This is a genomic window from Ekhidna sp., from assembly GCF_965221965.1.
Taxonomy (GTDB): domain Bacteria; phylum Bacteroidota; class Bacteroidia; order Cytophagales; family Cyclobacteriaceae; genus Ekhidna.
This window is the reverse complement of record NZ_OZ244926.1, coordinates 3,434,713-3,458,915: the sequence shown is the minus strand read 5'-3', so window position 1 is coordinate 3,458,915 and position 24,203 is coordinate 3,434,713. Positions and strand designations below refer to the sequence as shown.

Here is a 24,203-nt window from a genome sequence, read left to right as displayed (position 1 = left end):
TAAAGCTATGACAATGAAAGCTAAACTTTTTACCGTCTTTTTTATCGCCACTTTTTTTGCGAAAGCAACTGTTATCATTGTTGATAATAATGGGAATGCACCAGTTGGTGTAGAAACATCCTTAACGAATGCTATCAGCAATGCCTCGGCTGGTGACACACTTTTGATTATTCCAAGTTCCTCTACCTATGGTAATATGAACGTGACTAAGCAACTCACCATCATTGGTGTAGGCTTCAATCCGGACATGGAAATCCCTTTTACCAGCAAAGTGAACGCAGTGACTATTTATACTGCAGCAAGCGGGGCGAAAATTATTGGGCTGGAAGTCACTAGCACTTTAGTACTGGGAAATACAGGAGGAGCCTTGACCAACGTAGTGATTGAAAACAATAAGTTGGACAACATTACTACTTCTGGAATTTCCAGCCTTACCAATGTATTGATCAGACAAAATGTAATTCGTCCTGCAAGTGCATTTGTTTACTCGTTAACCCTCAACACCGCCAACCAATCTAATATACGTGTTGCGAATAATGTGTTTTCTAATACAGGGACTACCAATCAATTCAGGGGACCTTATATCACCACAGGTGGTGTCACTTTTGATCATAATACATTTTTAGGAACAGCTTCTCAGTACGCCTTTTATCAAATCATCAATTGCCTTGTTACAAATAACATCTTTGTAACACTTTCTCCTGCTCCTCAGGCAGCATCTTCAAATATCCTATACAAAAACAACCTTTCTAATGGCTTTGCTTTTGGTGATATCAATGGGACAAACATCAATATTGAATCAAATATTGATAATACATCTCCGACTTTCGTCAATATGCCACTTTCTACCTACTTGTATGACTACACACTGGATCCCTATTTAGATGCAGGATCAGCAGGGGAGGGTGCTGGTACTGATGGAACAAATCTTGGCCTGAGTGGAGGCACCTCTCCTTTCAAATTATCAGGATCAGTACTACCTGTTGTAAGAAGATTTGATTTGCCGGCCAACATCACCGAGAGCTCGGATGCAGACGCTACAATTGAAGTAACAGGAAACTAATTCCAGCAATGAAAAAGCTACTTTTCACTATTGGGATGCTTATGGGATTGGGTGAGGTCTATGCCGATGTGGTGGTAGTTGATGCCTCAGGTCTTGGAGACTACACGTTAGTGAGTGATGCCATCACAAACACGACAACAGGCGACACCATTTACATCGTTGGTTCAGGAGCGTCTTACGGGAATGTCTCTTTGAATTCTCAGCGAACATTTATGGGAAATGGATACTATGGCCAGAGCAGTGGCTATTCACCTTCGTCCAGACTCGGAACAATTACTCTAAATGTCGGAGCAGCTAATTCTGTTTTTTCTAACCTGGAAATTGGAGCGATCTCTTTCAATGAGAGTAATGTAGTTTTTAATGCCTGTTTGGTAAATGGCTCGTTAACAGTAGGAAGTAGCATTTCTAACATTTCCTTTAATAGGTGTCTGTTTTCATCAACTATAAATATTCAAAGCGCATCAGTAAGCTTTTCAAACTCCATTTTCAATTATCCAAGTGCAGGGAATGGCATCACGGTTTCTGGTGGCGTTGGGGCCACATTCGATTATTGTACATTCTTTGATGGGAACATTTCACTGGATGCCAGCACTGTCAGCAACTCCGTGGTAAACTCAAGCAGGGTAGGCCAAACACCTTCATCAATATCGGATGGAGTGGGTGGGAACAAAGTTGATTCAGAGATTACTCTACTCTTTGAAACTTCATTGGGAGCTGATGCTTACTTCCAACTTCAGTCAAGCTCACCAGGGAAGACATCCTCACAAACTGGATCAGAATCAGGGGCTTTTGGATTTCCCACAGGTCAGCCGGAAGACGCTTATATCTTATCAGGGTTGCCTGTTATCCCAAAGATCACGGGATTAGAATTCGGGAGTTCCACTAATAGCGCATCTAATCTATCCATCAGAATCCAAGCCACTTCAAACTAACCTCAAATGCAAAGGACATTAGTCATTTTTTTCATCCTTCTTTGTTTTGCTGGGTTTACCCAAAACATCAATAAAATCTCTGTTGTAATCTATCAGGATGGAAGTGTGATAGATACGCAAGAATTCACCTCATTTACCCCTTCGGCTACTATTGATGAAACGATTTCTGTAAATACCTCAGCACTTGATCCGGGAGTTTACAGCTTCGCGATTTTTGTTTCTGATGAAAATGATATGAGGAGTATTCATTCGTCGGGCTCCTTTTTGCAAGAGGAAATTATTACGGATGCTAACCTTGCTTCTTTAGAATATTTCATAGACACTGATCCTGGTCAGGGTATGGGATCTGAGATCTCTGTATCCAGTGCGTCTCATGTTTCAATCACAGAGTCTCTCGGTTTATCAGGACTTTCAGATGGGTTTCATACCATCTATTTAAGAGGTAAAGATGAAACCGGTAAATGGGGGGGCTATGCTTCCCACACCATTTATGTTGAAAATGCTATAGGGGTAAGTGATGTGGTGCAGATTGAGGAATTGGAATACTTTGTGGATGTGGATCCTGGTCAGGGCATGGGCATGCCGATTTCAATTGCTCCATCCACGGATGTTTCTACTGTTGAGAACCTTGACTTATCTGGATTATCTACAGGATTTCATACTGTCTATTTGAGAGGCAAACTACAAGGTGGCTCGTGGGGGCCAACTGTGGCCACAACTGTTTTTGTTGAGTCTGTAGTCGGGTTGGGTGACGTAGTGATAGTTGAAGCGTTGGAGTTTTTTGTGGATACTGATCCCGGTGCTGGACTTGGCACACCAATCAGTGTTTCTGCAGCTTCTGAAATTATCACGAGTGAGGCATTGACAGCAAGTGGTTTATCAACTGGTTTTCATACGGTTTATTTAAGGGGAAAGCTCCAGAATGGGAGTTGGGGGCCTTACACTTCTCAAACAATTTATGTTGAAGAGGCCCAAAGCGTTTCAGATCAAATCATTGCGGTGGAATATTTCTTTGATGCTGACCCAGGTTTAGGCAATGGAGTCCCCGTCTCTACCACCTTACCAACAAGCGCAATCAATGAGCTGGTAAACATTGGAACTTCAACCTTGGAACCGGGAACACATACAGTAAGCCTTAGAGCACGAGATGATTCCGGTGCATGGGGACAATATTTGACTACTACATTTGAAGTTGATCCAGCAGCGGTCTCAATATTGACAGTAAATCCCAATGGAGGTGAGACGCTGACTGTTGGAGATGCGTATGAAATATCCTGGACAGAGGTTGGGTTCCCCGATACGGATTTGATAGAGATAAGATGGAGCTCTGACGGAGGAGACAATTACTCCATTATAGCCGACGGGACATTCTCGATGTTTAGCGGCACATTTGAATGGACGGTTCCAAATACTCCGGGAACGAATAACCTGATTCAAATTGCAAACACAACTCAGGCAGTTGCAGATGAGAGTGATGCAGTTTTTACAATAGATGCGGCTGCACCAGCTATAACTGTGCTCACTCCGAATGGAGATGAAACCTTGACCGTTGGAGATTTATATGAAATATCCTGGGCGGATGCAAACATCCCAAGTACTGACCTTATCGAAATAAGATTGAGTACTGATGGAGGGAACAATTATTCTATACTTAATGATGGAACATTCTCTATGTACAATGGTAGTTATGAGTGGACAGTTTCAAACGATGTAGGATCAAATAATCTGATTCAGATAGCAAATACTACTCAGGCAGTCGCCGATGAAAGTGATGCTGCATTTACAATTACTACTGCACCTGTTCCGGCCATTACGGTTTTAACACCTAATGGGGGTGAAAATGTCACTGTGGGAGAGGAGTATGAGATCACCTGGAGTACTACCAATATATCACCATCTGATCTGATTGAGATTCGATTGAGTACGAATGGAGGAGATACTTATTCAATCCTCAATGACGGTACTTTTTCAATGTATAATGGAAGTTATAATTGGACTATTCCTGATCTTGAGGGGAATAATAATCTAATTCAAATCGCGAATACCACCTTGGGAATTGAAGATGTCAGTGACGCTACATTCTCCATAGTTCCAAACTATGATCCTCCAATTGCATTGGCAGGAACTGATCTAACTTCAACATCTTTTACTGCATCATGGACGGATAGATCAGCAGACACCTATTTTTTAGACGTAGCATTAGATGCGGACTTTGAAAATATGCTGGAAGGCTATGATAACCTTAACGTGGGAACGGCTACTAATCAAATCATTGCAGGTCTTGTATTCAGACAATCTTACTACTACCGCGTGCGGGCAGATTTTGGTGTTCAGACTTCTGCAAACTCCAATGTAGTAAGTGTGAAAACGTTGATTGACCCTGAAACATTTGCAGACTCGGTTGCTTTGAGGCAAATCTATTCGTCTCTTGGAGGAGGTTCCTGGGAACCTACTGTAAACTGGACTACTGACCGGTTCAGAGACTGGAATCGGGTGACCTTTAATGTAGCGGGGGATCGGATTCAAACAGTTGATCTTTCAAGTATTGGAGCCGTTGGTGAGATGCCTAATCCTTTTACAGGAGGTGCAGTGGGAGGTTTGAGTGCAGTTACAGAAATGGACCTCTCAAATAATGAAATTTCAGGGTTAATGGACTTTACAGATGTGAGCATCACCAGCCTAAACGTTTCTGGAAATAGCTTGGAATTTGATGATTTAGAACCCTTGGTAGGCATTGGGGATCTTGAGTATGTCAATCAGGCGAGCCTTCAATTCGATGGCTTTACCGGGGAGCCTGTCAAGATTTACCATTTGGAAGATCCGGGATTAGAAATTCTTTCCGGAGGGACAGCAAATAATTACCGGTGGTATAGGAATGATATTGAAATTTTCTCCGGTTCGGAATTTAACGTTTCAGGTGCTTCGCTGGATATTCTAGATATTGATTACAATAATATGGGTGCCTTCAGAGCTGAAATTACGAATGAACTCGTGACGGGTCTAACAATAAATGTAGGACCTCAGGTTCTTTTGGCAATTGCGAATATTGAGGTGGATGTTACCGATTTTGATGGTGTTTTGCTGGCTAGTAATCTTTCCGCCTATCTACTGCAAGTTACTCAGACTGGTGGCTATGATACACTTATAGATGGAAGACTGGAGAATGTATCCAGTCAATTCAATTTTGAAGAAATTGTGTTAGGTGATTACCTTCTTGCCATTGAGCCGAATGAGGAGGATAAATACATCGGAGGTTATTATGGTGATACCTATTCCTGGGAGGAAGCAGAGGTGCTCCAATTGCGGAGAGACTCTGCAATTGCCATTAAGATTACAGCCTTACCGCCACCACTTGGACCGGGTGATGGAGTTGGCAATTTGGATGTGTTGATCGAAGAGGACTTTGGTGATGAAGAAGGAAGAGTGGATGCAAGAAGGAGAGCTAAGAAAAGGAAGTGTGGTCTGAAGCGTAGAAGAAGAGGAGGACGGACAGATCAGGATGAGTTTGAGTTGATTGCGTACGGAGAGACAGATGACAATGGAGAATTCCAGTTCGGGTTCTTGCCGGAGGGCACGTACAGATTCTTTGTTGAGTACCCGGGTATTCCACTAGATGATGCGTCATCGGTTGAGTTTGAAGTAGGTGAGGCAGGGGTGAGTGACACGAACTTTAAGCTTCAGGCCTTTGCAACTGAAGATGGAATAGAGGTAACAATTGAAGCTGTTTTGGGTGTTATTTTAGACTACTTCAAGGACTTGACGATTTATCCAAATCCATCAAATGAGTACTTAAACATTCGATATCGACATCTGAAATCCAATGATGTGACTGCACAACTTGTGGATCTATCCGGAAATGAAAAATGGAGTGCTGATTTGCAGAATGGCTTTGATGGGCAGATTCGAATAGATGTTACAGGATTTTCTGAAGGAGTATATATTCTCAGGTTTTATGATAGGGAAAGCCCCAATGAAAATGTGGTGAGCTATCGTGTGATTGTAAAAGATTGATGCCTGATCACCTGAGATAAAAGGGCGGCTTAAATGGCCACCCTTTTTATATAATCCTTTTTAATCTGAATTTTACTTTCTCTCGTCCTCCATCCCTATAGAGTTTTACTCTAATTTTCCTTCCATCCCGAGACTGGAGTAGATTATAAATATCTGATAATGAATGATACCGCAGGCTTTTTCCATTTATGGAGTGGATAGTGTCTCCTTTTTTAATGTCAGCATTAAAGGCAGGGCTACCTTTATCCACATGCACTACTTTGAGGGTGTCTAGATTTTTTCCTACTGCATTTAATGAGAGTCCACTCATATCATATTCAAAAGGACTCTTAAAATCATCCCCCTTTCTCAGGTACAACTTACTATTTTGATAGTCAAAAGTAACATTGAAACGAGTGAGCAATTCTCCACCAAAAGTTCCAACTCTGGCCCCCCTCTTAATTATCTTATTATAAGCGCCATCATAGGGAGCCGAGACTAACATTTCGCTGAAATCAAAACAATCTATTTTGACTGAATCCATTCTTCCAATATGACCCGGAATATCTCCCGCTATTCCCCGTCCCAATCTGGTTTCTATCGTTTTTTCAGGAGGTTCTATTCCATCTAAGTAATTGTAGTCGATCAGGGCAGCATGACTTGCTCCGGTATCAATCATGATTTCCAGTTTCGTTTTTTGACTGTCCTGCCTTATTGTAGCATTCACAAACGGTTTTGAGCCGCGTATTTCTATCGGAACTTCAACAGATCTTTTGCTTTTCTTGTATCGTTTCGGATCGTGTAGAGTGATGATGTTATCATCGTAATCAATATCAACCACAAATCGAGAAAAAATGTCATACCCGATGATTCCATGGACATCATCACCGATGTTTTCTGAAAGTTTCAAATAATCCTCCTTCAAAACCAGCATATTCATATTATGCCCAATCACTCCTCCAGGAAGTCCAAATGTGATTTGATTAGCAATGTAAGCTTCTACAGAGTCAATTAGCCCAGGGCCATCAATAGTGATTTCTCTAATGTAATTGACATCCATAATGTCAGCGTACAGTTTTTCAGTCAGAATGGCGTTTTCAACTCCAGTATCCAGAATGAACTTAAGTGTTAGAAAGCGATTGAGCGTGACAGGAATGATGATCAGGTTATTATGTTGCTCAAAAGGGATTTCTATTTTCTTGGTTCTTTCAGGCATTTTAAAACCAAATTCCTTTTGCCCGGATGCGGTTGAACAAAGACAAGTATTAATCACCAAAATGAATGCAATCAGACTTACAATTGGATTTCTCATAGAAAAGTCTCTTACGTAATGAATTACACCCATCTAACAACAGGGACAAAATCTAACCCTTATTTGTTCGATAAAATTTAGTCAAATAGATCTTGAATGTCGCCCTGGGATAGGCTTTTTACGAAACTTTCCTCCACGGTAATGAGATCTGTAGCCAGTTTTTGCTTGTGTTCTTGCAGCTTAATGATTTTTTCTTCAATGGTGTCTTTACTTACAAATTTGTAAGCAAAGACCTTTTTCGTTTGGCCAATTCTATGGGCACGATCAATGGCCTGGGCTTCTACTGCCGGATTCCACCACGGGTCAAGGAGGAATACATATTCTGCTTTTGTGAGATTAAGACCGGTTCCACCTGCTTTTAGTGAGATGAGGAAGATCGAAACCTCCGGATCATTTTGGAATCGCTCGACTTGCTTTTGGCGATCCTTTGTAGAGCCATCCAGATATGCATAGGACAACCCCTGCCCATCCAGATACTCTGATACTATTTTTAGATGTTTCACAAACTGACTGAAGATAAGGACTTTATGTCCCTTTGAAATGGTATTTTCAATCATGTAAGTTATCTCCTCCAACTTCCCTGAGCTTTGATCATATTCCGGATCTACCATACCAGGATGATTGGCTATCTGTCGTAGCTGAGTTAGGCCCTGTAGCAAAACCATATGCGATTTAGCTATGCCGTCAGTCTCTATGACATCCATTATTTTGCTTCGAAAGGCATTCTTCTCTTTTTCATAATATTCTCTCTGGGCCTCAGACATGGTACAATAGCGTACATTGATGACCTTTTCAGGGAGATCATCAGCTACCTGACTTTTTTCCCTTCGGAGAAGAAATGGCTTGATAAGCGTATTGAGTTTTCTGGTCTTATGCTCGTCTTTTTGCTTTTCTATGGGCTTTAGATATTCCTTTTTAAAGTACGTTTCATTCCCTAAAAGGCCCGGATTTAGGAAGCTCATTTGTGACCACAAGTCAAGGGTACTGTTTTCAATGGGCGTTCCTGTAAGAATCAGTTTTCTCCTTGATTTAAGTTCCCGTACTTTTTTCGAAATAAGCGAATCCGGATTTTTTATAGCCTGCGATTCATCCAGTATGATATAGTTGAAATAGAATTCAGCAAGAATGTCAGTATCCACTCGCGTGGTACCATAGCTGGTGATTACCACATCATATTGACCAAATAATGCACTGTTCTTATCTCGGTTTATACCGGTGTAGTTTAAAATTTTAAGATCAGGTGTGAATTTCTTAGCCTCCATCTCCCAATTGTAAAGTAGGGAGGTGGGCATGATCAATAGACTTGTGCTATCCGAATTTTCATTTTTTTGGTGCTGAAGCAAGGCCAACGCCTGTATCGTTTTTCCCAGCCCCATATCGTCAGCCAGGCAACCACCAAAATTATAATCTTCTAAAAACCTAAGCCAATTGTAACCAGCAAGTTGATAGGGTCTAAGGTCACCTTTGAATGAGCTTGGAACAGGATAATCTTCCATTTTTTCAAACTCAAGAAGCTTTTCAAGCTTGCGATCCATGGTCACTTTAGCGAGCTCACTTTCCTTTAATTCCTGTACCAATGAAACATGAATTTTATTCAACGTGATTCCTCTGTCGGTCTCAGAAGAGAAGGCAAATAAATCTTTATAACGAAGAATCCAGGATTCAGGGATTACACCAATTTCTCCATTAGGGAGCATCACTTCTGTTTTTCCTTTCAAAATACATTTTCGTATTTCTTCGAAAGGAATTTCAAAATCACCGAAACGAATTTTGGCTTTCAAATCAAACCAATCCACACCTTCGCTCACTTCCAGGTCAATGGTTGATTCACCCATGAAGAATTTTTTGCCCAGCTGATTTTGTTTGATGATAAAATCACGCAACAGATCGCTATTTTGGCCAATCCAATCAAACGCAGCTGTTTTTGGTAACGTCACACGTGAGTTCCTTAGCTGTAGACCCTTGGTTGCAAGCTCTGCGATAATTCCCTTTTCGCCTTCATGATCTCGGCTAATTCTATGAAAAGTATAATTGTCCGCGTTCTTTTCCATGGAGACGCTGACCTTGCTGAGCTTATCCGCGTTGAAATTGTGCTTGCCATAATCGAATGACAGTTCCAATAATAGTTTGTCATTTTCTGCAACCGGAGCATTTCCGCCATCATCAAAAAGGGTGGCATTGTGAGAGGTCTGCAACTCGCTCACAGTGATTTTAGGAGTGGGCTTTGGTTTATGCGTTACTATGTCAAAACCTTTGGCATATACATCAAATTCGGAGATCAACGGACCTACAAATTTTTTATAGTACGTCTCCTCGATATCCTTTGGAATAAGGATGAACTTCTTTTTCAGGAATGGTTTTAGCTTGCCACCACTGACCGGCTTTTGAAAAGTGAAGAGCTGGTCGTTTGCAACAAGCCAGGCAGGCTCTTTGCAAAGCAGGTAGCTTCCGTTATTCAAAAAATCGACCTTTTCCCCTCTCAATTTAATTGTGGGGAAATAATGAGTGTTATCCTCATTTTTTCGGAAATGAAAAAGGATCGTTGCTTTCTCATCAACCACTTCGATTTCTTTCCAGGCAGGCTCCCCATCTTTGCCCATTTCAAATAATCTTTTCCCGCCGATTAATGAAAGGATCTGGGATCTTCTGCGTTCTATATAACCCTCAATCTCGCCCTGCAGGAGCTTATCTCCGGTATCCTTATCGTAGACCTTTAGAAAAAACTCTTCTGGTTTCTGTTTCTTCTTTTGAAAATGATTAGCCACCTGATCCTGCTGAATTTGGTCCATAAGCTTAATGATCTTAAAATCATTTTCGTCAAGTCCGGAGCTAAATTCCTGAGCGTTTTTCGCCGAAATATTCTGATGGGAATAAGTGAGTTCACCCTTATCATTCAGTTGTACAACAAAGGATTCGATTAGATATCCCAGATACTCATGATCGTAGAGTGAATAGATAAGTTCAAATGGCTGGTCAGGAGATACTTTCACAGATTTTCAAAATCAGATAAACTTCGAAAATAGTAAAAATCCGAGATGCATCCATCAATATACCGTGAAGAGTTTACTACTTATTGTAAAGTATGTGTAGAAAAGGATTTTCCTGCTTTTACTGCGGGTTGAATAGAAGCCAGGATGGTAATGACGATTATGGCTAAGATGGTAAGAAGTACGTCCAGCAATTCAATCTTTATCGGATATGCATTCATAACGGCAGAGTCCATTCCCATTCCTACCAACCCATAGTGCTGCTGCAGCAGACTGAGGCCAATACCTAAGATCAAACCAACAAATGCGCCTGAAAAAGCAACTATGCAGCCTTCGTAAAGGAAAATATTACGAATGAGTTTGCCGGATGCACCTTGCGCAAAAAGAACGGAAATATCCTTCTTTTTCTCAATTACCAGCATGGTGAGGGAAAAGAAAATGTTGATCGAAGCAATACCAATGATGGACACTAGAATGAGAAAGACAAACAGCTTTTCTATTTTCAGCACTTTGTACAGGTCGCTATGTAATTCTGCCCCGAGTTTTACCTCAAAATCTGCTCCTAATAGATTTTGTATTTCTTCTTTGACATTTGAAGAACTTGCTTCTTCTTCCAGATATACATCAAACGAGGATAAACGATTTTTATAATTAAGGAGGTCTTTTGCAAACTCCAGAGGCACGAAGACATAATTATCATCGTAGGATTTTTCGATAGCAAATATTCCACCGGGGATAATGTTCAGCAGATTGTACATTTTTGTTGGGTTCACCACCCCCGGGCCTATGTCTTTTGGATAGTACATCTGTAGGGTGTAAAAATCGTTTTTCAGACTCAGCGAGAGATCGTATTGTACTCCCCGACCAATCAGGGCATAGCCGATGCTATCTCGAACCAACGGGAATTCACCCGAAACCATTACATTCTTTATGCCACTATATTTATCAAAATCACGGCTTACTCCTTTCATTCTCACCAGGCGTTGGGCGTCTTTGTACTCCACCAACACATTATCTTCCACTACTTCGGCCACACCCAAAACGCCATCCACAGATTTTATTTGCTGTGTATATATGGAATCATACTGGAAAGATTTTCCCGATGATGGCGTAATCACGATATCCGGATCAAAATTTCCGTACATGGATCGTAACAACCCTTCCAACCCATTAAAAACAGATAGTGCCAGGATCAGAGACATGGTTCCTATGGCAACCACCACCATTGATATAATGGAAATTACATTGATGAAGTTTTTCTTTTTCCCTGACAGGAAATATTTCCGTGCTATGAAAAAAGGAAAATTCATTGTTCCTCAGGAGGTATGTTCAGTTTGTTTATAAGGTTGTCAATTTTGGAAGCCTTCTCTTCCGTATCATCGTGAAAAAATGCCAACTCAGGAATGATTCTCACCTGTTTGCCAATTTTTTTACCCAACTTCAGCCGGATCTCACTTTTAATATTATTCAGATGTTCAAAAACTTCCTCGGCTTTGCTTATTGGGAAAACGCTGATGTGAATACGCGCCAGACCTAAATCAGGAGATACACTCACACCCGTAATGGTGCCCAATGAGGATCCAAAGTAATGAGATGGATCTTGCTGAAAAATCTCTGCCAGATCTTTTTGAAGTTGCTTACTGTATTTTACTTGACGCTTGCTTTCCATATATCTGCAAATATCCTAAGATATTCGTTAAGGGGTTTAGCCAAATGACCTAATTTCGAATTCTACAATTTGAAGCCCACTAAATAGCAACTGATTGTTACGGTTTTTTAGAATAAATGATCCTTACCGTCTAGCCATTATTTTTTTATTGATGGTAATGATTCGATTTGTTCAGGCCTTTTTCATCGAAGGTGAATCATATTATGAACTGAAATGGCTATTGCTTGGTGAATGGCTTAATCAAGGGTTCAAAATGTATTCAGAAACCTTTGATTACACGGGTCCGATTGCTGCTTTTGTCTATAAGTACCTATACTTCATTTTTGGTCGGAGTAGCTTTATCCATTATGGTGTCAGCTCTGCATTAATCATTTTTCAGGCAGGTATTTTCAATCAACTTTTGCTGAAGAATAAAGCCTATGATGAGAACAGCTATTTGCCTGCATTTCTCTACGTGATGCTGATGTTGGCGGTACCTGACTTTATGACGCTTTCACCACAGCTTCTGAGTCTTACATTCGTGTTGATGTCCCTTCGAAATGTTTTGCGAAGAATAGACAATCAGGTAACTGATGAGCTGTTCTTAAATTCCGGTATTTACCTGGGGATAGCCACCATGATATATCTGCCGTCGATGATCTTCTTTTTTGTGTTTTTGTTTGCACTGATATTATTTTCTACGGCTGTTACCCGTCGGTTACTTTTATATCTATTTAGTTTCTTTTTAGCATTTTCTCTTTGTGCCCTTTATTTCTATTGGCGTGGAGATGTGTCGATCTTTATCGACAGTTATGTAATCCAAAATATCCTGTTAGACGCAAACTCATCGATTAACCTGAGTGAGTTTTTGTTGATTAGCGGAGGGTTTATTCTCATTTTTATTCTTTCAGTTTTTAAAACCTGGGGATCTGCTAGACTCACGAGCTTTCAACAAAAAATACAGCAGGTAATCTGGCTCATGTTTTTTGGTGGAGTGGTGACATTCTTTCTCTCCAATGAAAAATCGCTCCATGAAATTGTTTTTACTATCCCGGCTATTGCTTATTTCTGGACGCATTACTTTATCCTTTTAAAAAGGAGAATATTTCAATTTCTTATGCCCGGAATATTGGTGTTTGGACTGTTGTTTTATTCCATATATGCCTATTTAAACTTTTTGAGTCCACTGCAAGTCGATGAGAAGAAATCTGAGCCAAAGCTCATGATTTTGGGTGGTGACCTGAGCTATTATACACAGGAGAAAGTATTGACCCCATGCTTTAATGAGCATTTATCCAGACGAGCGTTTGAAGGACTGGAATATTATCATTCGGCAGGGGAGCTTTATAAGTTATTTCAAAAAGCGTCTCCGAATGTTATTGTGGACAATCTAGGAGTTATGCCCGACGTGAGGAGACGTTTTCCTTCGGTAGAGTCAGCGTATGTAAAAACCAACGATGTGAGGTATGAAAAAATCAACAATTGATTTTGTTCACTCTTCGCTCATGTCTACCTCCTTCAAATGCCGTATTTACGAATGTATCCACCAGGCTCTCTGCATATTCATAGGCAATGAATCGTGCCGGAAGACAAATAATATTAGCATTATTATGCTGACGGGCGAGTGCTGCTAGTTCCGTATTCCAGCAAAGGGCCGCTCGTACATTTTCATGTTTATTAGCCGTCATAGCCACACCGTTACCACTTCCGCAGATCAAAATGCCCAACTCGAAATCCTCAGACGCAATGGAGGTGGCAAGCGGATGAACATGATCGGGATAGTCCACTGAATCGTCCGTTTGAGGACCGAAATCACGGACATCATGACCATGCTCTTTAAGGTGTTTGATGATTCGCTCTTTATATTGAAATCCGGCGTGATCGCCACCGATTGCTATTTTCATGATGTTATTTGTTTTGTCTTGCTTCTCTCTTTTCGATGCGTTTCGCAATAACGATGCTGAACTGATACAGCATCATCAAAGGTAAAGCAATCAGAATTTGGCTAAAAGGATCCGGTGGAGTAACGATTGCTCCAAGGATCAAAATTACGATGATTGCATGTTTTCTGTAGGCTTTCATCAGTGCCGAGCTTACGATACCTGCCTTGGTAAGAAAATAAACAATGACAGGTAGTTGGAAAAGCACGCCGCAACCAAAAACAATCATGGTTACAGTATTTATGTAAGAAGAAAGATCAAATAGGTTTTGAAGCGATGGGTCTACCTGATAGGTGGAGAAAAAGCGTACAGAAATGGGAGCAATCAGGAAATAACCAAAAAGGACCCCCAGCATAAAAAGAACACTTACTGAAAAAGTTGCGCCCCTGGAAGCTTTCCGCTCCTGTGGTCTTAATCCCGGTTTAATAAACCTCCATATCTCCCAGAACAAATAGGGAAAACCCAAAATCAATCCCACTATGAATGAGACTGAAACATGTGTCATAAACTGGCTGCTAAGCTTTCGGCTTACTAATTCGAAGGTTAGTGAATCAATACATAAAGCCGGTGTGCCAATAAGATCAGCCAGCTGGCAAAGCTTTTGATAGGTCCAGAAGTCTGTGCGGGAAGGCCCCAGGATAACGGTCCCAACTACAAAGTCCTTCATGATGAATGCAGCTATTGAAAACGTAACAATAGCGATCAGAGAACGGATGATATGCCATCGCAATTCTTCGAGATGGTCCAAAAAGGACATCTCCTTTTCATCAGGTATCTGATCCAGTGGCATGAATTATCCCTTAAATAACGGAAACTTAGACATCCAGCTATTCACTTCGGTTTTCACTTCTGCGATTTTACTTTCATTTTCACTATTTGTGATCACCGTATCAATGAGATCCACAATTTTCACCATGTCCTCTTCTCCGAGACCTCTCGTGGTGACTGCCGGTGTTCCTATGCGCATTCCGGAAGTCACAAATGGACTTTTGTCATCAAATGGAACCATGTTTTTGTTTACAGTGATGTCGGCTTTAATGAGTGCATTCTCAGCATCTTTACCAGTGATGTCTTTCGAGCGAAGGTCGATTAGCATTAGGTGATTATCAGTTCCTTGTGAGATTACATCGTATCCTTTTTTCACAAAAGCATCTGCCATCACAGCGGCATTTTTCTTAACCTGAAGCAGATATTGCATGTAATCGTCAGAAAGTGCCTCTCCGAACGCTACAGCTTTCGCAGCTATGATGTGCTCCAACGGACCGCCCTGTGTTCCCGGGAAAACACCGGAATCAAGCAGTGAGCTTAGCTTGCGAACAATGCCTTTTGGTGTGGTAATTCCCCACGGGTTGTCGATATCGTCTCTTACCAATATCATACCGCCTCTTGGTCCCCTCAGGGTTTTGTGAGTAGTAGTAGTTACAATATGGCAATACTCCAGCGGGTCGTTTAAAAGACCCCTTGCAATTAGTCCGGAAGGGTGGGCCACATCGGCAAGCAAAATGGCTCCAACTTCATCAGCCACTGCTCTAAACCGTTCATAATCCCAATCACGACTGTAAGCAGAAGCTCCACATATGATCATCTTGGGTTTCTTCTCACGGGCAACCTTTTCAAGTTGATCATAATCAATGAGTCCGGTTTCTTTTTCTACCCCATAGAAATTTGGCTTGTAAAGTTTACCTGAAAAATTCACAGCCGATCCATGGGTGAGGTGACCACCATGAGAAAGATCAAAGCCTAAGATCTCATCACCAGCATTAAGACAGGCTAGCATCACCGCGGCATTGGCTTGTGCTCCGGAGTGTGGCTGCACGTTTGCCCAGGTTGCTCCAAAAAGTTCTTTTGCTCTTTCGCGAGCCAGATCTTCAATTTCATCCACAACTTCACACCCACCATAATATCTTTTGCCGGGAAGGCCTTCGGCATATTTATTCGTTAGCACACTTCCTGCTGCTTCCAGTACCTGGGGTGAAACAATATTTTCTGAGGCTATCAGCTCAATTCCTTCTACCTGTCGCTTTTCTTCAGCCTTAATGAGGTCGAAAACTTTCTGATCTTTTTGCATGGCTCAAAATTAACTTAGACAGTTTATATCTTAGCCGTTATCCTGACGTAATATGGCCAAAACGAAAACAGTATTTTTTTGTCAATCCTGTGGTGCTGAATCTGCCAAGTGGGTTGGAAAGTGTCCTGCCTGTGGAGAGTGGAATACCTATGTGGAGGAAGTTGTATCAAAGAGTGCATCTGCTGCGGTTGATTTTTCGACAGAAAAAAGCCGACCTGTTAATATCAAAGAGGCTGGTGAGGAGACGTTAAAGGAACGATTAAAGACTGGTATTCTGGAATTGGATCGGGTGCTTGGGGGTGGTATTGTGGCTGGGTCTTTGGTTCTGGTTGGCGGAGAGCCGGGTATAGGGAAGTCCACAATCATGCTACAGATGGCTATAAAGCTCCCGCAAAAAACCTTATATGTTTCAGGCGAAGAAAGCACAGAGCAGATAAAGATGCGAGCCGAGCGGATCGGTACCACTGCGGAACATTGCTTTCTTTTTGCAGAGACCAGTTTGTCGGAAGTACTCAGGCAAGCCGAAAGTTTAAATCCGGATATTCTTATCATTGATTCCATTCAAACACTACACTCCGATCGTATTGAAGCAGCAATTGGGTCAATTTCTCAGGTCAAAGAATGCACGGGTCAGCTGATGAAGTTTGCCAAGCAAAAGGGGATTCCTGTTTTCTTGATCGGGCATGTAAATAAAGACGGTGCTATAGCCGGACCGAAGGTGCTGGAGCATATGGTGGATACGGTTTTACAATTCGAGGGTGACAGGCATTTGTCTTATCGAATTTTGCGTACCATCAAAAACAGGTTTGGCTCTACTTCGGAGTTAGGAATGTTCGAGATGAATGCCAATGGATTGAGAGAGGTCACCAATCCATCAGAGGTACTGATATCACCTCGGGAGCCGGGACTAAGTGGTATAGCGCTTGGAACCACACTGGAGGGCAATAGACCGTTGATTCTTGAGACTCAGGCTTTGGTAAGCCCTACAAGCTATGGTAACCCTCAAAGAAGTACGACTGGTTATGATTATAAGCGATTGACCATGCTTCTGGCCGTAATGGAAAAGCGGCTTGGGGTTAGGCTGAGTACTCAAGATGTTTTCTTAAATATTGCAGGAGGGTTGAAGGTGCAGGATACGGCTTTAGACTTAGCCATATGTTCAGCGATCTTTTCCTCTTTTGAGGATGCCCCAATCGGCGAGGATGTTTGCTTTTCAGCTGAGGTGGGTCTTGGTGGAGAGATCCGGCCGGTAAATCGAATTGAAAATCGAATCAATGAAGCGGAAAAGTTGGGGTTTAAGGAAATCTATATTTCCAAACACAACCTGAAAGCGAAAGACCTTGATAAATTCAAGATCAAAGTCCACTCATTCTCGAAACTTAGTGATACGTTTAGGAAGCTTTTCTAGTTATTCTTCGTTGTTGTCAGCGTTTTTCTTACCTGATCTGCCATTCAGGCTTTTCTTTTTCACGTCATTATCACGTTTGGTACGCTTGTTTTTGATTTCTCGTCGCTTCTGCTTTTTGATGATAGAGTAAATACCATCTCGTTTTTTAGTTTTCACTTTTTTACCCAGGAACACATTCGTATCCAGGCCTTTTGCTCCCTGAATGGGCCCGCTGGAAAGTCCTCTCCCATCACCTGATCCGCCTTTTCCTTTTCCAATAACGAAATTCATACCAATTCGAACGTCAATGGCTCTTGATTTGGGAAGGTTGAAATTAATAACGTGATCTACAGCCATATACATCTGCACTGGTCCTCCTTTGGCTGTAAATGCAGCTCCTAAATTGAAGAATTGCTGAGGTAGTTTGGTCACACTTAATGATCCTGTAAATGCTCGTCCAAACTTCTGTGTGACACCACCTCCATACATCATTTTAAACTGGCGTTGAACCCATCGGGATCCTACTGTAACATAGAAATCTGTTTGTGGGCTATAGTGATAAATCCAGCTTCCGTAAGCAGTGGTAGGCAGCCATGTTTTATAAGGATCAAAATTCTCTGTTGTATTAAACCTATCAAAAAGCGAGTCCTCGAGCGATTGCTGGAGGTTACCAATGCTTGATAGGTCAACCCCATTATAAGTGAAGGAAGTGTCATTCAATACCTCATTTTGTACGTTTTCCTTCCAGTTAATAAACCCAATATCTACAATTGACCCGGTAATCGTGTAGTATCTATTGAGGTGGTAGGTGCCTCCTAAATCAAGAGCAAACCCGGTATTACTGTTCATTACCAGGTGAGACCCTAAGTCTCCTTCATCTTCATTATAGATATCCAAACCTGAGGTTCGGTACATCGCATTCTCCCAATCAGCGGAAAGCTGAAAGGCCTCCCCATTTGATCTTAAAGTTGCTTTTGCATTTCCCGGTGTACTAACATCACCAAACCCAACCAGAAACTTAGCTCTTATCCCGGCTGTAAGTTGCTCATTGATCGGGGCGGCTAGACCCAGACCAAACTCCCGAAAATGGGTCGCTCTAACACCAACCTTTGAAACTTTCACATCTCTGTTTAAAGCGGCAGAATTCCCTGGTTTAAATACATATTCTACCATTTCTTTTGAATAGAGAAAGTCACCTTCAATACGCTCATTGGCAGTGAAGCTGATCATAGGACCGGTATCAAATCGATATCCAATATGTAGCAGATTCACATTAGCCTTTACGGAAACCATGTTCTGGTTTTGTAATTCACCGAGCATCTTGTCCACATCGATGAGTGTACTGTTTTCCTGTTTGGTAAACGTTTCATTGTAGCTCAGCTTATTGTTCACATTAACATGAACTCCGGATATGACAGGTAGGCCAATAAACCATTTACCTTCAGGTATGAGTGATGGGTTTATTAAGTTATTTTGAAAAGTTGCATTACCGAGGTGCTGAAAAGACACACTTGTCTGAGCCTTCAAAAAGGAAACGCAGGTTAGAAACAATATGGTGATTGCAAATTTCTTCATTTATAAATCAAGGTTGAACCTTGTTCCAATGCCAACTTTAAGGTTGAGTGTGTAGTCAGCAAGTACTTTCACATAAATGTCTCTTGAAGTCTGACTAACTGGAGTGTTAAAAGTCATAGTGATAATAACCCTGGCTGCTCCACTTAATAGCTGAATTTCCTCATTGGTTAGTGCGATATCTTCCGTGTCACCACTAGGATCGGTTACTTCACCGTTCACGCTGATTAGAGGCGCTTTGATAATAGGCAAGTTTGTAAACCTTTCTATCTGTGTTGGATGATTTGTCACAGCTGAATCATATCTGGGGTCACTCTCATCGGTGATAGGGAATAACACTGTACTATCTTCTGCCTGAACCTCTAAACTTACGGTTCCTGTAAAGGGTAGCTCATTAAGTGTAACGATTCGTATAAAAGCCGAGTCAAGATTGGATGCGTCAAAACCGCTACCCAAACCAAAGGAGCCCGTCTCTTGATAATCTTCAAGTTGCACTTCCATTGGTATCTCAACCGTAACGTATGCGGTGATTTCGCTTGTTGGCTGCAAATAATTAAGTTCAGTCTCACTTTCAGGGTTAGATATGCCGGCGATATCAAATACGAGTTGTTGCGGGGACGAACCAAGCACATTTACGATGCTGGAGTTGGTTCGATTTATTTCTATGATGGACTGAACGGTCTCACCAGGCGTATTGACCGTAGGTGTATTCACACCAGAACCCTCAATGACTGGAGGATTATTAACAATATTTCCGGTAAGAAATGTCTGATTTCCAGCACCATCATCCGCATATACGCCGGAAAAATCAACTCCAATGGGGAGGCCAAAAGAGTTACGAAAATCGAATGTCAGGCTTGGGTTTCCAAAGGTGATTCCATCTCTATTGGCCTGCGTAAAAAAGTCAATGTCTAATGCCTGATTACCCACCTGAACTACATCTTGACCAAACTTTCCATAAATGAGGCCAAAAGTTTGATTTCCATAAGTAAGTGTAAACCTGAGTTCTTCAAGCCCAGTCAACGATTGTGCAGCAGCAAGAGTAACTGTAGCTTCTAAGTTTACCCTGAATGTGTTGTTATTTCCGGAGAGCTTAGTCACATGATTTACGAGTGATTCAGTCTGAGTATGCGTATCAACGGGTGCTGCAGTATTTGTTACGGTCCCTGAAACGCTTATGGGAGTTCCATTATTAATATTGGTCGTATTCTCAACGGTATAGACGTAATCAATATCCGCAGGTATTTCAGATTCAGTTAGGATAGTCAAATCTCCCGTGAGATAAAAGAGTGAATCAAGGATCTCACCATCTTGCGGGTCGTATGTCAGGTCAAAAGATGCACTGAAGGTCTCTTGTCGAGCTGCTCCGGCCAAGTATGCTGGTGGATTGGTAGTTCCCGACTGAACAATATCATTTATTGTTACAAAATCATCCGGTGCACTGTATGTAATTGTATCGTTATAGAAAAAGGTGATGAGCGAGGTGCTGTCTTCTACAAAGTCCTGCCCTTCCGTTTGCTTATCCAACAAATCCCTGAGTACATAAGTAGACTCCCCCAATGGAAATACAAAGGGCCCCTCGATCGGAGTAACCTCCAAATCATCAAACTCCAACTGATCTGCATTACAGGCTGCAAGCAGAAATGCGGAGATAGCTACATACACAAATTTTTTCACCGCTGACAAATTGATCTAAAATTAAGTCTTATTGTATAATATTTTCATTTTTTCGATTAAAGCCTTTTATGCCTTGAAGACCACCCGTGTGTAATAGTACTATTTTAAGATTTTTTTCAAATTTATCGGTTTTAATCATATCCCAAACGCCAAAAAAGGACTTTCCTGTATAAATCGGCTCTAAAGGAATGCCGAAGTTTTCTTTAAACCAATTAATAAAGTCGATCAATTCGGTATTTGTTTTCCCATATCCGCCAAAATGATATCTCGTAATAATCGAGTAATTTTTACTTTTTATATTCATTTTTTGAAGTAATCGACTCATTTCGCTGGAGATGAAATCTCCTTTCAAGCTACTAATACCAGCCACTTTTTGACTCTCTGAAGCAGATTTCACCAATCCGGCGAAGGTACCCCCGGTACCTATAGGCGTAACGATGATATCAAAGGGAATTGTAATTTCATTGATAATTTCTGTGCAACCTTTTACTGCCAGTTCATTGGTGCCTCCTTCGGGCAGGAAATAGTGATCCGGATATTCTTCTTTAATTAAACGAAGGTTTTCTCTAAAATCTCGGAATCTGTGACGATTTGCAAAATGCAGCTGCATGCCTTTCGAATGGGCAAACCGTAAGGTGGGATTACTGTTTTCATCTAGTTCATCACCTCGTATGATCCCGACGGCTTGAATTTTGTGTTCGTGGGCTGCTGCTGCGGTGGCGGCTATATGGTTACTATATGCGCCACCCATTGTAACAAGTGAGGTTTGCTTGTTACTCTTCATTTCTTCCAGATTGTACTTCAGTTTCCGCCATTTGTTGCCCATGATTTCAGGATGAACCAGATCGTCTCTTTTTACAAAGAGCTGAATCTGTTTTTCCTCCAGAAGAGGATGCGATATTTCCTGTATTGGTGTGGGAAGATTAACCATCGCTTAAATTTACAGCCATGACGGATGAACCAAATGAAATTGACGGGGACTTATATGAGCATCATAACATTAAGGTAGATGCCGGACAGGAACTGTTACGGATAGACAAGTTTTTGATGGATCGTCTCCCGAACGTTACCAGAAACAAGGTGCAGGCAGGAATTAAGGATGGCTTTGTAAAGGTAAATGGGAGTGATGTGAAGCCAAACTACAAAGTTCATCCGGGGGATGAAATTTCAGTGATGCTTCCAGAGCCGCCGAAGGATGAAGAACTTGTGCCGGAAGATATTCCCCTGGATATTGTAATGGAGGATAAGCACCTTTTGGTAGTGAATAAGCCAGCAGGAATGGTAGTCCATCCTGCCTATCAGAACTGGACGGGGACACTTGTCAATGCGCTGGCATTTCATTTTAAAAATTTGCCGGAGATGAAAGGAAATGATGGACGACCTGGCCTGGTTCATCGCATTGATAAAGACACATCAGGCTTACTAGTAATCGCTAAAACAGAGCAAGCAATGAATGGTCTGGCCAAGCAGTTTTTTGATCATTCGATTGAGCGAACCTACTATGCCTTAGTGTGGGGAGTGCCGGAGGAGGAAAAGGGAACCATAGATGTAAATGTTGGGAGAAGTCTGAAAGATCGTCGCGTGACAGCAACTTTTCCTGAGGGGGATTTTGGGAAAAACGCTATAACTCATTACGAGGTATTACAGGACCTTAGATACGTCTCTTTGATTAAGTGTAACCTGGAAACAGGTAGAACACACCAGATACGAGCACACATGAAGTATCTGGGTCATCCGCTCTTCAATGATGAAACCTACGGTGGAGCTGAAGTAGTGAAGGGCACGGTGTTCACGAAATACAAACAGTTTGTTCAAAACTGTTTTAAAATGATCCCAAGGCAAGCCCTACATGCAAAGACATTGGGTTTTACTCATCCGATTACCAAAGAGAAAGTATTTATTGATTCAGAATTGCCGGAGGATTTTTCTTCCGTTCTGGAAAAATGGAAACATTACATTGACCACACAGATTAAAAAAGGCCTTCAGAAATGAAGGCCTTTTTCGTTACATATCTTTGGCTGCTTTTTTCAGCTCTTCCAACTGGTTGGTATGCACTTTGTCAAGCCCGATGAACTCTAATTGAATATTTCGATATTCTGCATTGAGTTTAAAATCCTCAAAAATCTCCATGATGTCCGGATGAATGAAATGAGACCTGGAAGCATCAATGGTAATTTCAGAGTCATCTGGAAGATGGGAAACGGTTTCTATTATGCTTGCTTTATTCAAAAATGTGAGATTTTCTGAAAGCTCCAATCGCAATTTTTTTCTACCATTTTCCTCTTGAGCAGTAACGACATAAGGTTTTTTGAAATTATTATAGAGAATCTGGAAGAAACCAACGGCCAGACCCAGCAAAATACCAATCAATAGATCAGTGAAAATAATACCCACGATTGTTACCATGAATGGTATGAACTCATCACGACCTGAGGCATACATTTTTTTGAAAAGAGATGGTTTTGCCAGTTTGTAACCAACAACGATCAGAATCGCTGCTAAACTGGAGAGTGGAATTAAGTTTAGAACATTAGGTATTAAGATAACTGATACCAGCAGCAAAACACCGTGCATAATGGCAGATAATTTACTCTTACCTCCTGATTGGATATTGGCAGAACTTCTAACAATTACCTGAGTGATCGGGAGTCCGCCAATCATACCGGACAAAATGTTTCCAGATCCCTGGGCTATCAACTCACGATTGGTTGGAGTGATTCGCTTTGCAGGATCTAACTTGTCTGTTGCTTCCACACATAGAAGTGTTTCCAAAGAGCCTACTACGGCAATTGTACCACCCAGGATGAGTACATCTTTTCTAAGCATAGCCGAAGGATCAAAAAAGGTAAACTGGTTGATGAACTCAGTGAATGTTCCGGCAACCGGAAGGCTTACCATGTGAGTCTCATCAATGTATAAACTAGAACCAGAGAAAAGCTGGTTGATTACAATCCCGGCTGTCACTACCACCAAAGGGCCCTGAATTACCTGAAAAATCTTTATTTGCTTCATGAAAGGACGCTCCCATAAGATCAGAATGACCATGGAAATAACGAATATGATTAATGCTCCTTCCTGAACATAATCCATCATGGTGATCAGCTCTGAGAATGTGTTTTCCCCGTCTGGCTGAATAAATTCAAGGTCTCCTTCCGGGTCAGCATCATATCCTACCGCATGAGGTATTTGTTTAAGGAAAATGATAATACCAATAGCAGAAAGCATTCCTTTGATCACTGATGAAGGAAAGTAATAACCTATAATTCCTGCTTTGCCAATTCCCAGTAGAATTTGAATGATCCCACTGATTACTACAGCTGCAAGGAATATGGGAAAACTTTCGAGCTCCTGAATGGCAGTCAGCACAATAATGGCAAGACCTGCTGCCGGTCCACTCACACCTAATGAGGAACCACTGATGAGACCTACAACGATTCCTCCAATTATACCGGCAATAACACCGGACATGAGTGGAGCTCCTGACGCAAGTGCTATACCCAGACAAAGCGGTACGGCTACCAAGAACACCACCACACTGGCGGATAAATCGGCTTTAAAATTATTGAATATACTGGTTTTGTTCGAGTCCATTTGATTTACGGTTTGTCGATGAGTAAAAGTCTAAA

Annotated in this window: 17 protein-coding genes; 6 read left to right on the top strand and 11 right to left on the bottom strand. The window is 41.5% G+C overall.

What is annotated here, in order from left to right:
* Nucleotides 1–13: 13 nt before the first annotated feature.
* From ACOQON_RS16175 to ACOQON_RS16165, 3 genes are read left to right on the top strand one after another with little or no spacing between them, the layout of a single operon-like run.
* Nucleotides 14–1,063, top strand: a complete 1,050-nt coding sequence (locus ACOQON_RS16175) for a hypothetical protein (RefSeq protein WP_420576462.1) — start codon at nt 14–16, stop codon at nt 1,061–1,063.
* Between the two features lie 8 nt (nt 1,064–1,071).
* On the top strand, nt 1,072–1,995 hold the full coding sequence (locus ACOQON_RS16170) for a hypothetical protein (protein WP_420576461.1): 924 nt from the start codon (nt 1,072–1,074) through the stop codon (nt 1,993–1,995).
* A gap of 6 nt (nt 1,996–2,001) precedes the next feature.
* On the top strand, nt 2,002–6,006 hold the full coding sequence (locus ACOQON_RS16165) for a T9SS type A sorting domain-containing protein (protein WP_420576460.1): 4,005 nt from the start codon (nt 2,002–2,004) through the stop codon (nt 6,004–6,006).
* 46 nt (nt 6,007–6,052) lie between these two features.
* On the opposite strand, the gene ACOQON_RS16160 is transcribed toward ACOQON_RS16165, so the two are convergent.
* The 4 genes from ACOQON_RS16160 to rbfA form a co-directional block, all read right to left on the bottom strand.
* On the bottom strand, nt 6,053–7,297 hold the full coding sequence (locus ACOQON_RS16160) for a PDZ domain-containing protein (protein WP_420576459.1): 1,245 nt from the start codon (nt 7,295–7,297) through the stop codon (nt 6,053–6,055).
* Between the two features lie 77 nt (nt 7,298–7,374).
* Nucleotides 7,375–10,287, bottom strand: coding sequence for an SNF2-related protein (locus ACOQON_RS16155; RefSeq protein ID WP_420576458.1), 2,913 nt, complete (start codon nt 10,285–10,287; stop codon nt 7,375–7,377).
* 80 nt (nt 10,288–10,367) lie between these two features.
* A complete protein-coding gene (locus ACOQON_RS16150; RefSeq protein WP_420576457.1) occupies nt 10,368–11,594 on the bottom strand; it encodes an ABC transporter permease in 1,227 nt (408 codons plus the stop codon).
* Nucleotides 11,591–11,953 (bottom strand): 30S ribosome-binding factor RbfA, encoded by a 363-nt coding sequence (rbfA, locus tag ACOQON_RS16145; RefSeq protein ID WP_420576456.1) that lies wholly within the window; start codon nt 11,951–11,953, stop codon nt 11,591–11,593. Before rbfA ends, ACOQON_RS16150 begins: the two co-directional genes overlap by 4 nt.
* Before the next feature lie 157 nt (nt 11,954–12,110).
* Here rbfA and ACOQON_RS16140 point away from each other — a divergent pair, with 157 nt between their 5' ends.
* On the top strand, nt 12,111–13,418 hold the full coding sequence (locus ACOQON_RS16140; RefSeq protein WP_420576455.1) for a hypothetical protein: 1,308 nt from the start codon (nt 12,111–12,113) through the stop codon (nt 13,416–13,418).
* Here ACOQON_RS16140 and rpiB read toward each other — a convergent pair.
* From rpiB to glyA, 3 genes are read right to left on the bottom strand one after another with little or no spacing between them, the layout of a single operon-like run.
* Entirely contained in the window at nt 13,408–13,836 is a 429-nt protein-coding gene (gene rpiB / locus ACOQON_RS16135) for a ribose 5-phosphate isomerase B (RefSeq protein ID WP_420576454.1), read from the bottom strand. The genes ACOQON_RS16140 and rpiB overlap by 11 nt on opposite strands.
* A 4-nt stretch (nt 13,837–13,840) precedes the next feature.
* Nucleotides 13,841–14,662: a twin-arginine translocase subunit TatC gene (tatC, locus tag ACOQON_RS16130; RefSeq protein WP_420576453.1), complete on the bottom strand. Its 822-nt coding sequence runs from the start codon at nt 14,660–14,662 to the stop codon at nt 13,841–13,843.
* A 3-nt stretch (nt 14,663–14,665) separates the two neighbouring features.
* Nucleotides 14,666–15,940 (bottom strand): serine hydroxymethyltransferase, encoded by a 1,275-nt coding sequence (glyA, locus tag ACOQON_RS16125; protein ID WP_420576452.1) that lies wholly within the window; start codon nt 15,938–15,940, stop codon nt 14,666–14,668.
* Between the two features lie 52 nt (nt 15,941–15,992).
* On the opposite strand from glyA, the gene radA reads away from it, so the two are divergent.
* The gene (radA, locus tag ACOQON_RS16120) at nt 15,993–17,348 is read left to right on the top strand and encodes a DNA repair protein RadA (protein ID WP_420576451.1); all 1,356 of its coding nucleotides are present in this window, start codon (nt 15,993–15,995) and stop codon (nt 17,346–17,348) included.
* On the opposite strand, the gene ACOQON_RS16115 is transcribed toward radA, so the two are convergent.
* From ACOQON_RS16115 to ACOQON_RS16105, 3 genes are read right to left on the bottom strand one after another with little or no spacing between them, the layout of a single operon-like run.
* Entirely contained in the window at nt 17,349–18,902 is a 1,554-nt protein-coding gene (locus tag ACOQON_RS16115; protein ID WP_420576450.1) for a DUF5723 family protein, read from the bottom strand.
* Complete coding sequence (locus tag ACOQON_RS16110) at nt 18,903–20,576, bottom strand: hypothetical protein (RefSeq protein WP_420576449.1); 1,674 nt, start codon at nt 20,574–20,576, stop codon at nt 18,903–18,905.
* Nucleotides 20,577–20,604: 28 nt separating this feature from the next.
* Nucleotides 20,605–21,507: a 1-aminocyclopropane-1-carboxylate deaminase/D-cysteine desulfhydrase gene (locus ACOQON_RS16105; RefSeq protein WP_420576448.1), complete on the bottom strand. Its 903-nt coding sequence runs from the start codon at nt 21,505–21,507 to the stop codon at nt 20,605–20,607.
* A 17-nt stretch (nt 21,508–21,524) separates the two neighbouring features.
* Here ACOQON_RS16105 and ACOQON_RS16100 point away from each other — a divergent pair, with 17 nt between their 5' ends.
* A complete protein-coding gene (locus tag ACOQON_RS16100; protein WP_420576447.1) occupies nt 21,525–22,550 on the top strand; it encodes an RluA family pseudouridine synthase in 1,026 nt (341 codons plus the stop codon).
* 31 nt (nt 22,551–22,581) lie between these two features.
* Here the strand turns inward: ACOQON_RS16100 and ACOQON_RS16095 are convergent, their stop codons facing one another.
* Nucleotides 22,582–24,168 carry a SulP family inorganic anion transporter gene (locus ACOQON_RS16095; protein WP_420576446.1) on the bottom strand — a complete coding sequence of 529 codons (1,587 nt, stop codon included), beginning with the start codon at nt 24,166–24,168 and terminating at the stop codon, nt 22,582–22,584.
* Nucleotides 24,169–24,203: the final 35 nt, after the last annotated feature.

Bases quoted from the DNA above. Each gene is read 5' to 3' on its own strand.
- ACOQON_RS16175 (WP_420576462.1), top strand. From the start codon at position 14: ATGAAAGCTAAACTTTTTACCGTCTTTTTTATCGCCACTTTTTTTGCG.
- ACOQON_RS16170 (WP_420576461.1), top strand. From the start codon at position 1,072: ATGAAAAAGCTACTTTTCACTATTGGGATGCTTATGGGATTGGGTGAG.
- ACOQON_RS16165 (WP_420576460.1), top strand. From the start codon at position 2,002: ATGCAAAGGACATTAGTCATTTTTTTCATCCTTCTTTGTTTTGCTGGG.
- ACOQON_RS16160 (WP_420576459.1), bottom strand. From the start codon at position 7,297: ATGAGAAATCCAATTGTAAGTCTGATTGCATTCATTTTGGTGATTAAT.
- ACOQON_RS16150 (WP_420576457.1), bottom strand. From the start codon at position 11,594: ATGAATTTTCCTTTTTTCATAGCACGGAAATATTTCCTGTCAGGGAAA.
- rbfA (WP_420576456.1), bottom strand. From the start codon at position 11,953: ATGGAAAGCAAGCGTCAAGTAAAATACAGTAAGCAACTTCAAAAAGAT.
- ACOQON_RS16140 (WP_420576455.1), top strand. From the start codon at position 12,111: ATGATTCGATTTGTTCAGGCCTTTTTCATCGAAGGTGAATCATATTAT.
- rpiB (WP_420576454.1), bottom strand. From the start codon at position 13,836: ATGAAAATAGCAATCGGTGGCGATCACGCCGGATTTCAATATAAAGAG.
- tatC (WP_420576453.1), bottom strand. From the start codon at position 14,662: ATGCCACTGGATCAGATACCTGATGAAAAGGAGATGTCCTTTTTGGAC.
- glyA (WP_420576452.1), bottom strand. From the start codon at position 15,940: ATGCAAAAAGATCAGAAAGTTTTCGACCTCATTAAGGCTGAAGAAAAG.
- radA (WP_420576451.1), top strand. From the start codon at position 15,993: ATGGCCAAAACGAAAACAGTATTTTTTTGTCAATCCTGTGGTGCTGAA.
- ACOQON_RS16115 (WP_420576450.1), bottom strand. From the start codon at position 18,902: ATGAAGAAATTTGCAATCACCATATTGTTTCTAACCTGCGTTTCCTTT.
- ACOQON_RS16105 (WP_420576448.1), bottom strand. From the start codon at position 21,507: ATGGTTAATCTTCCCACACCAATACAGGAAATATCGCATCCTCTTCTG.
- ACOQON_RS16100 (WP_420576447.1), top strand. From the start codon at position 21,525: ATGACGGATGAACCAAATGAAATTGACGGGGACTTATATGAGCATCAT.
- ACOQON_RS16095 (WP_420576446.1), bottom strand. From the start codon at position 24,168: ATGGACTCGAACAAAACCAGTATATTCAATAATTTTAAAGCCGATTTA.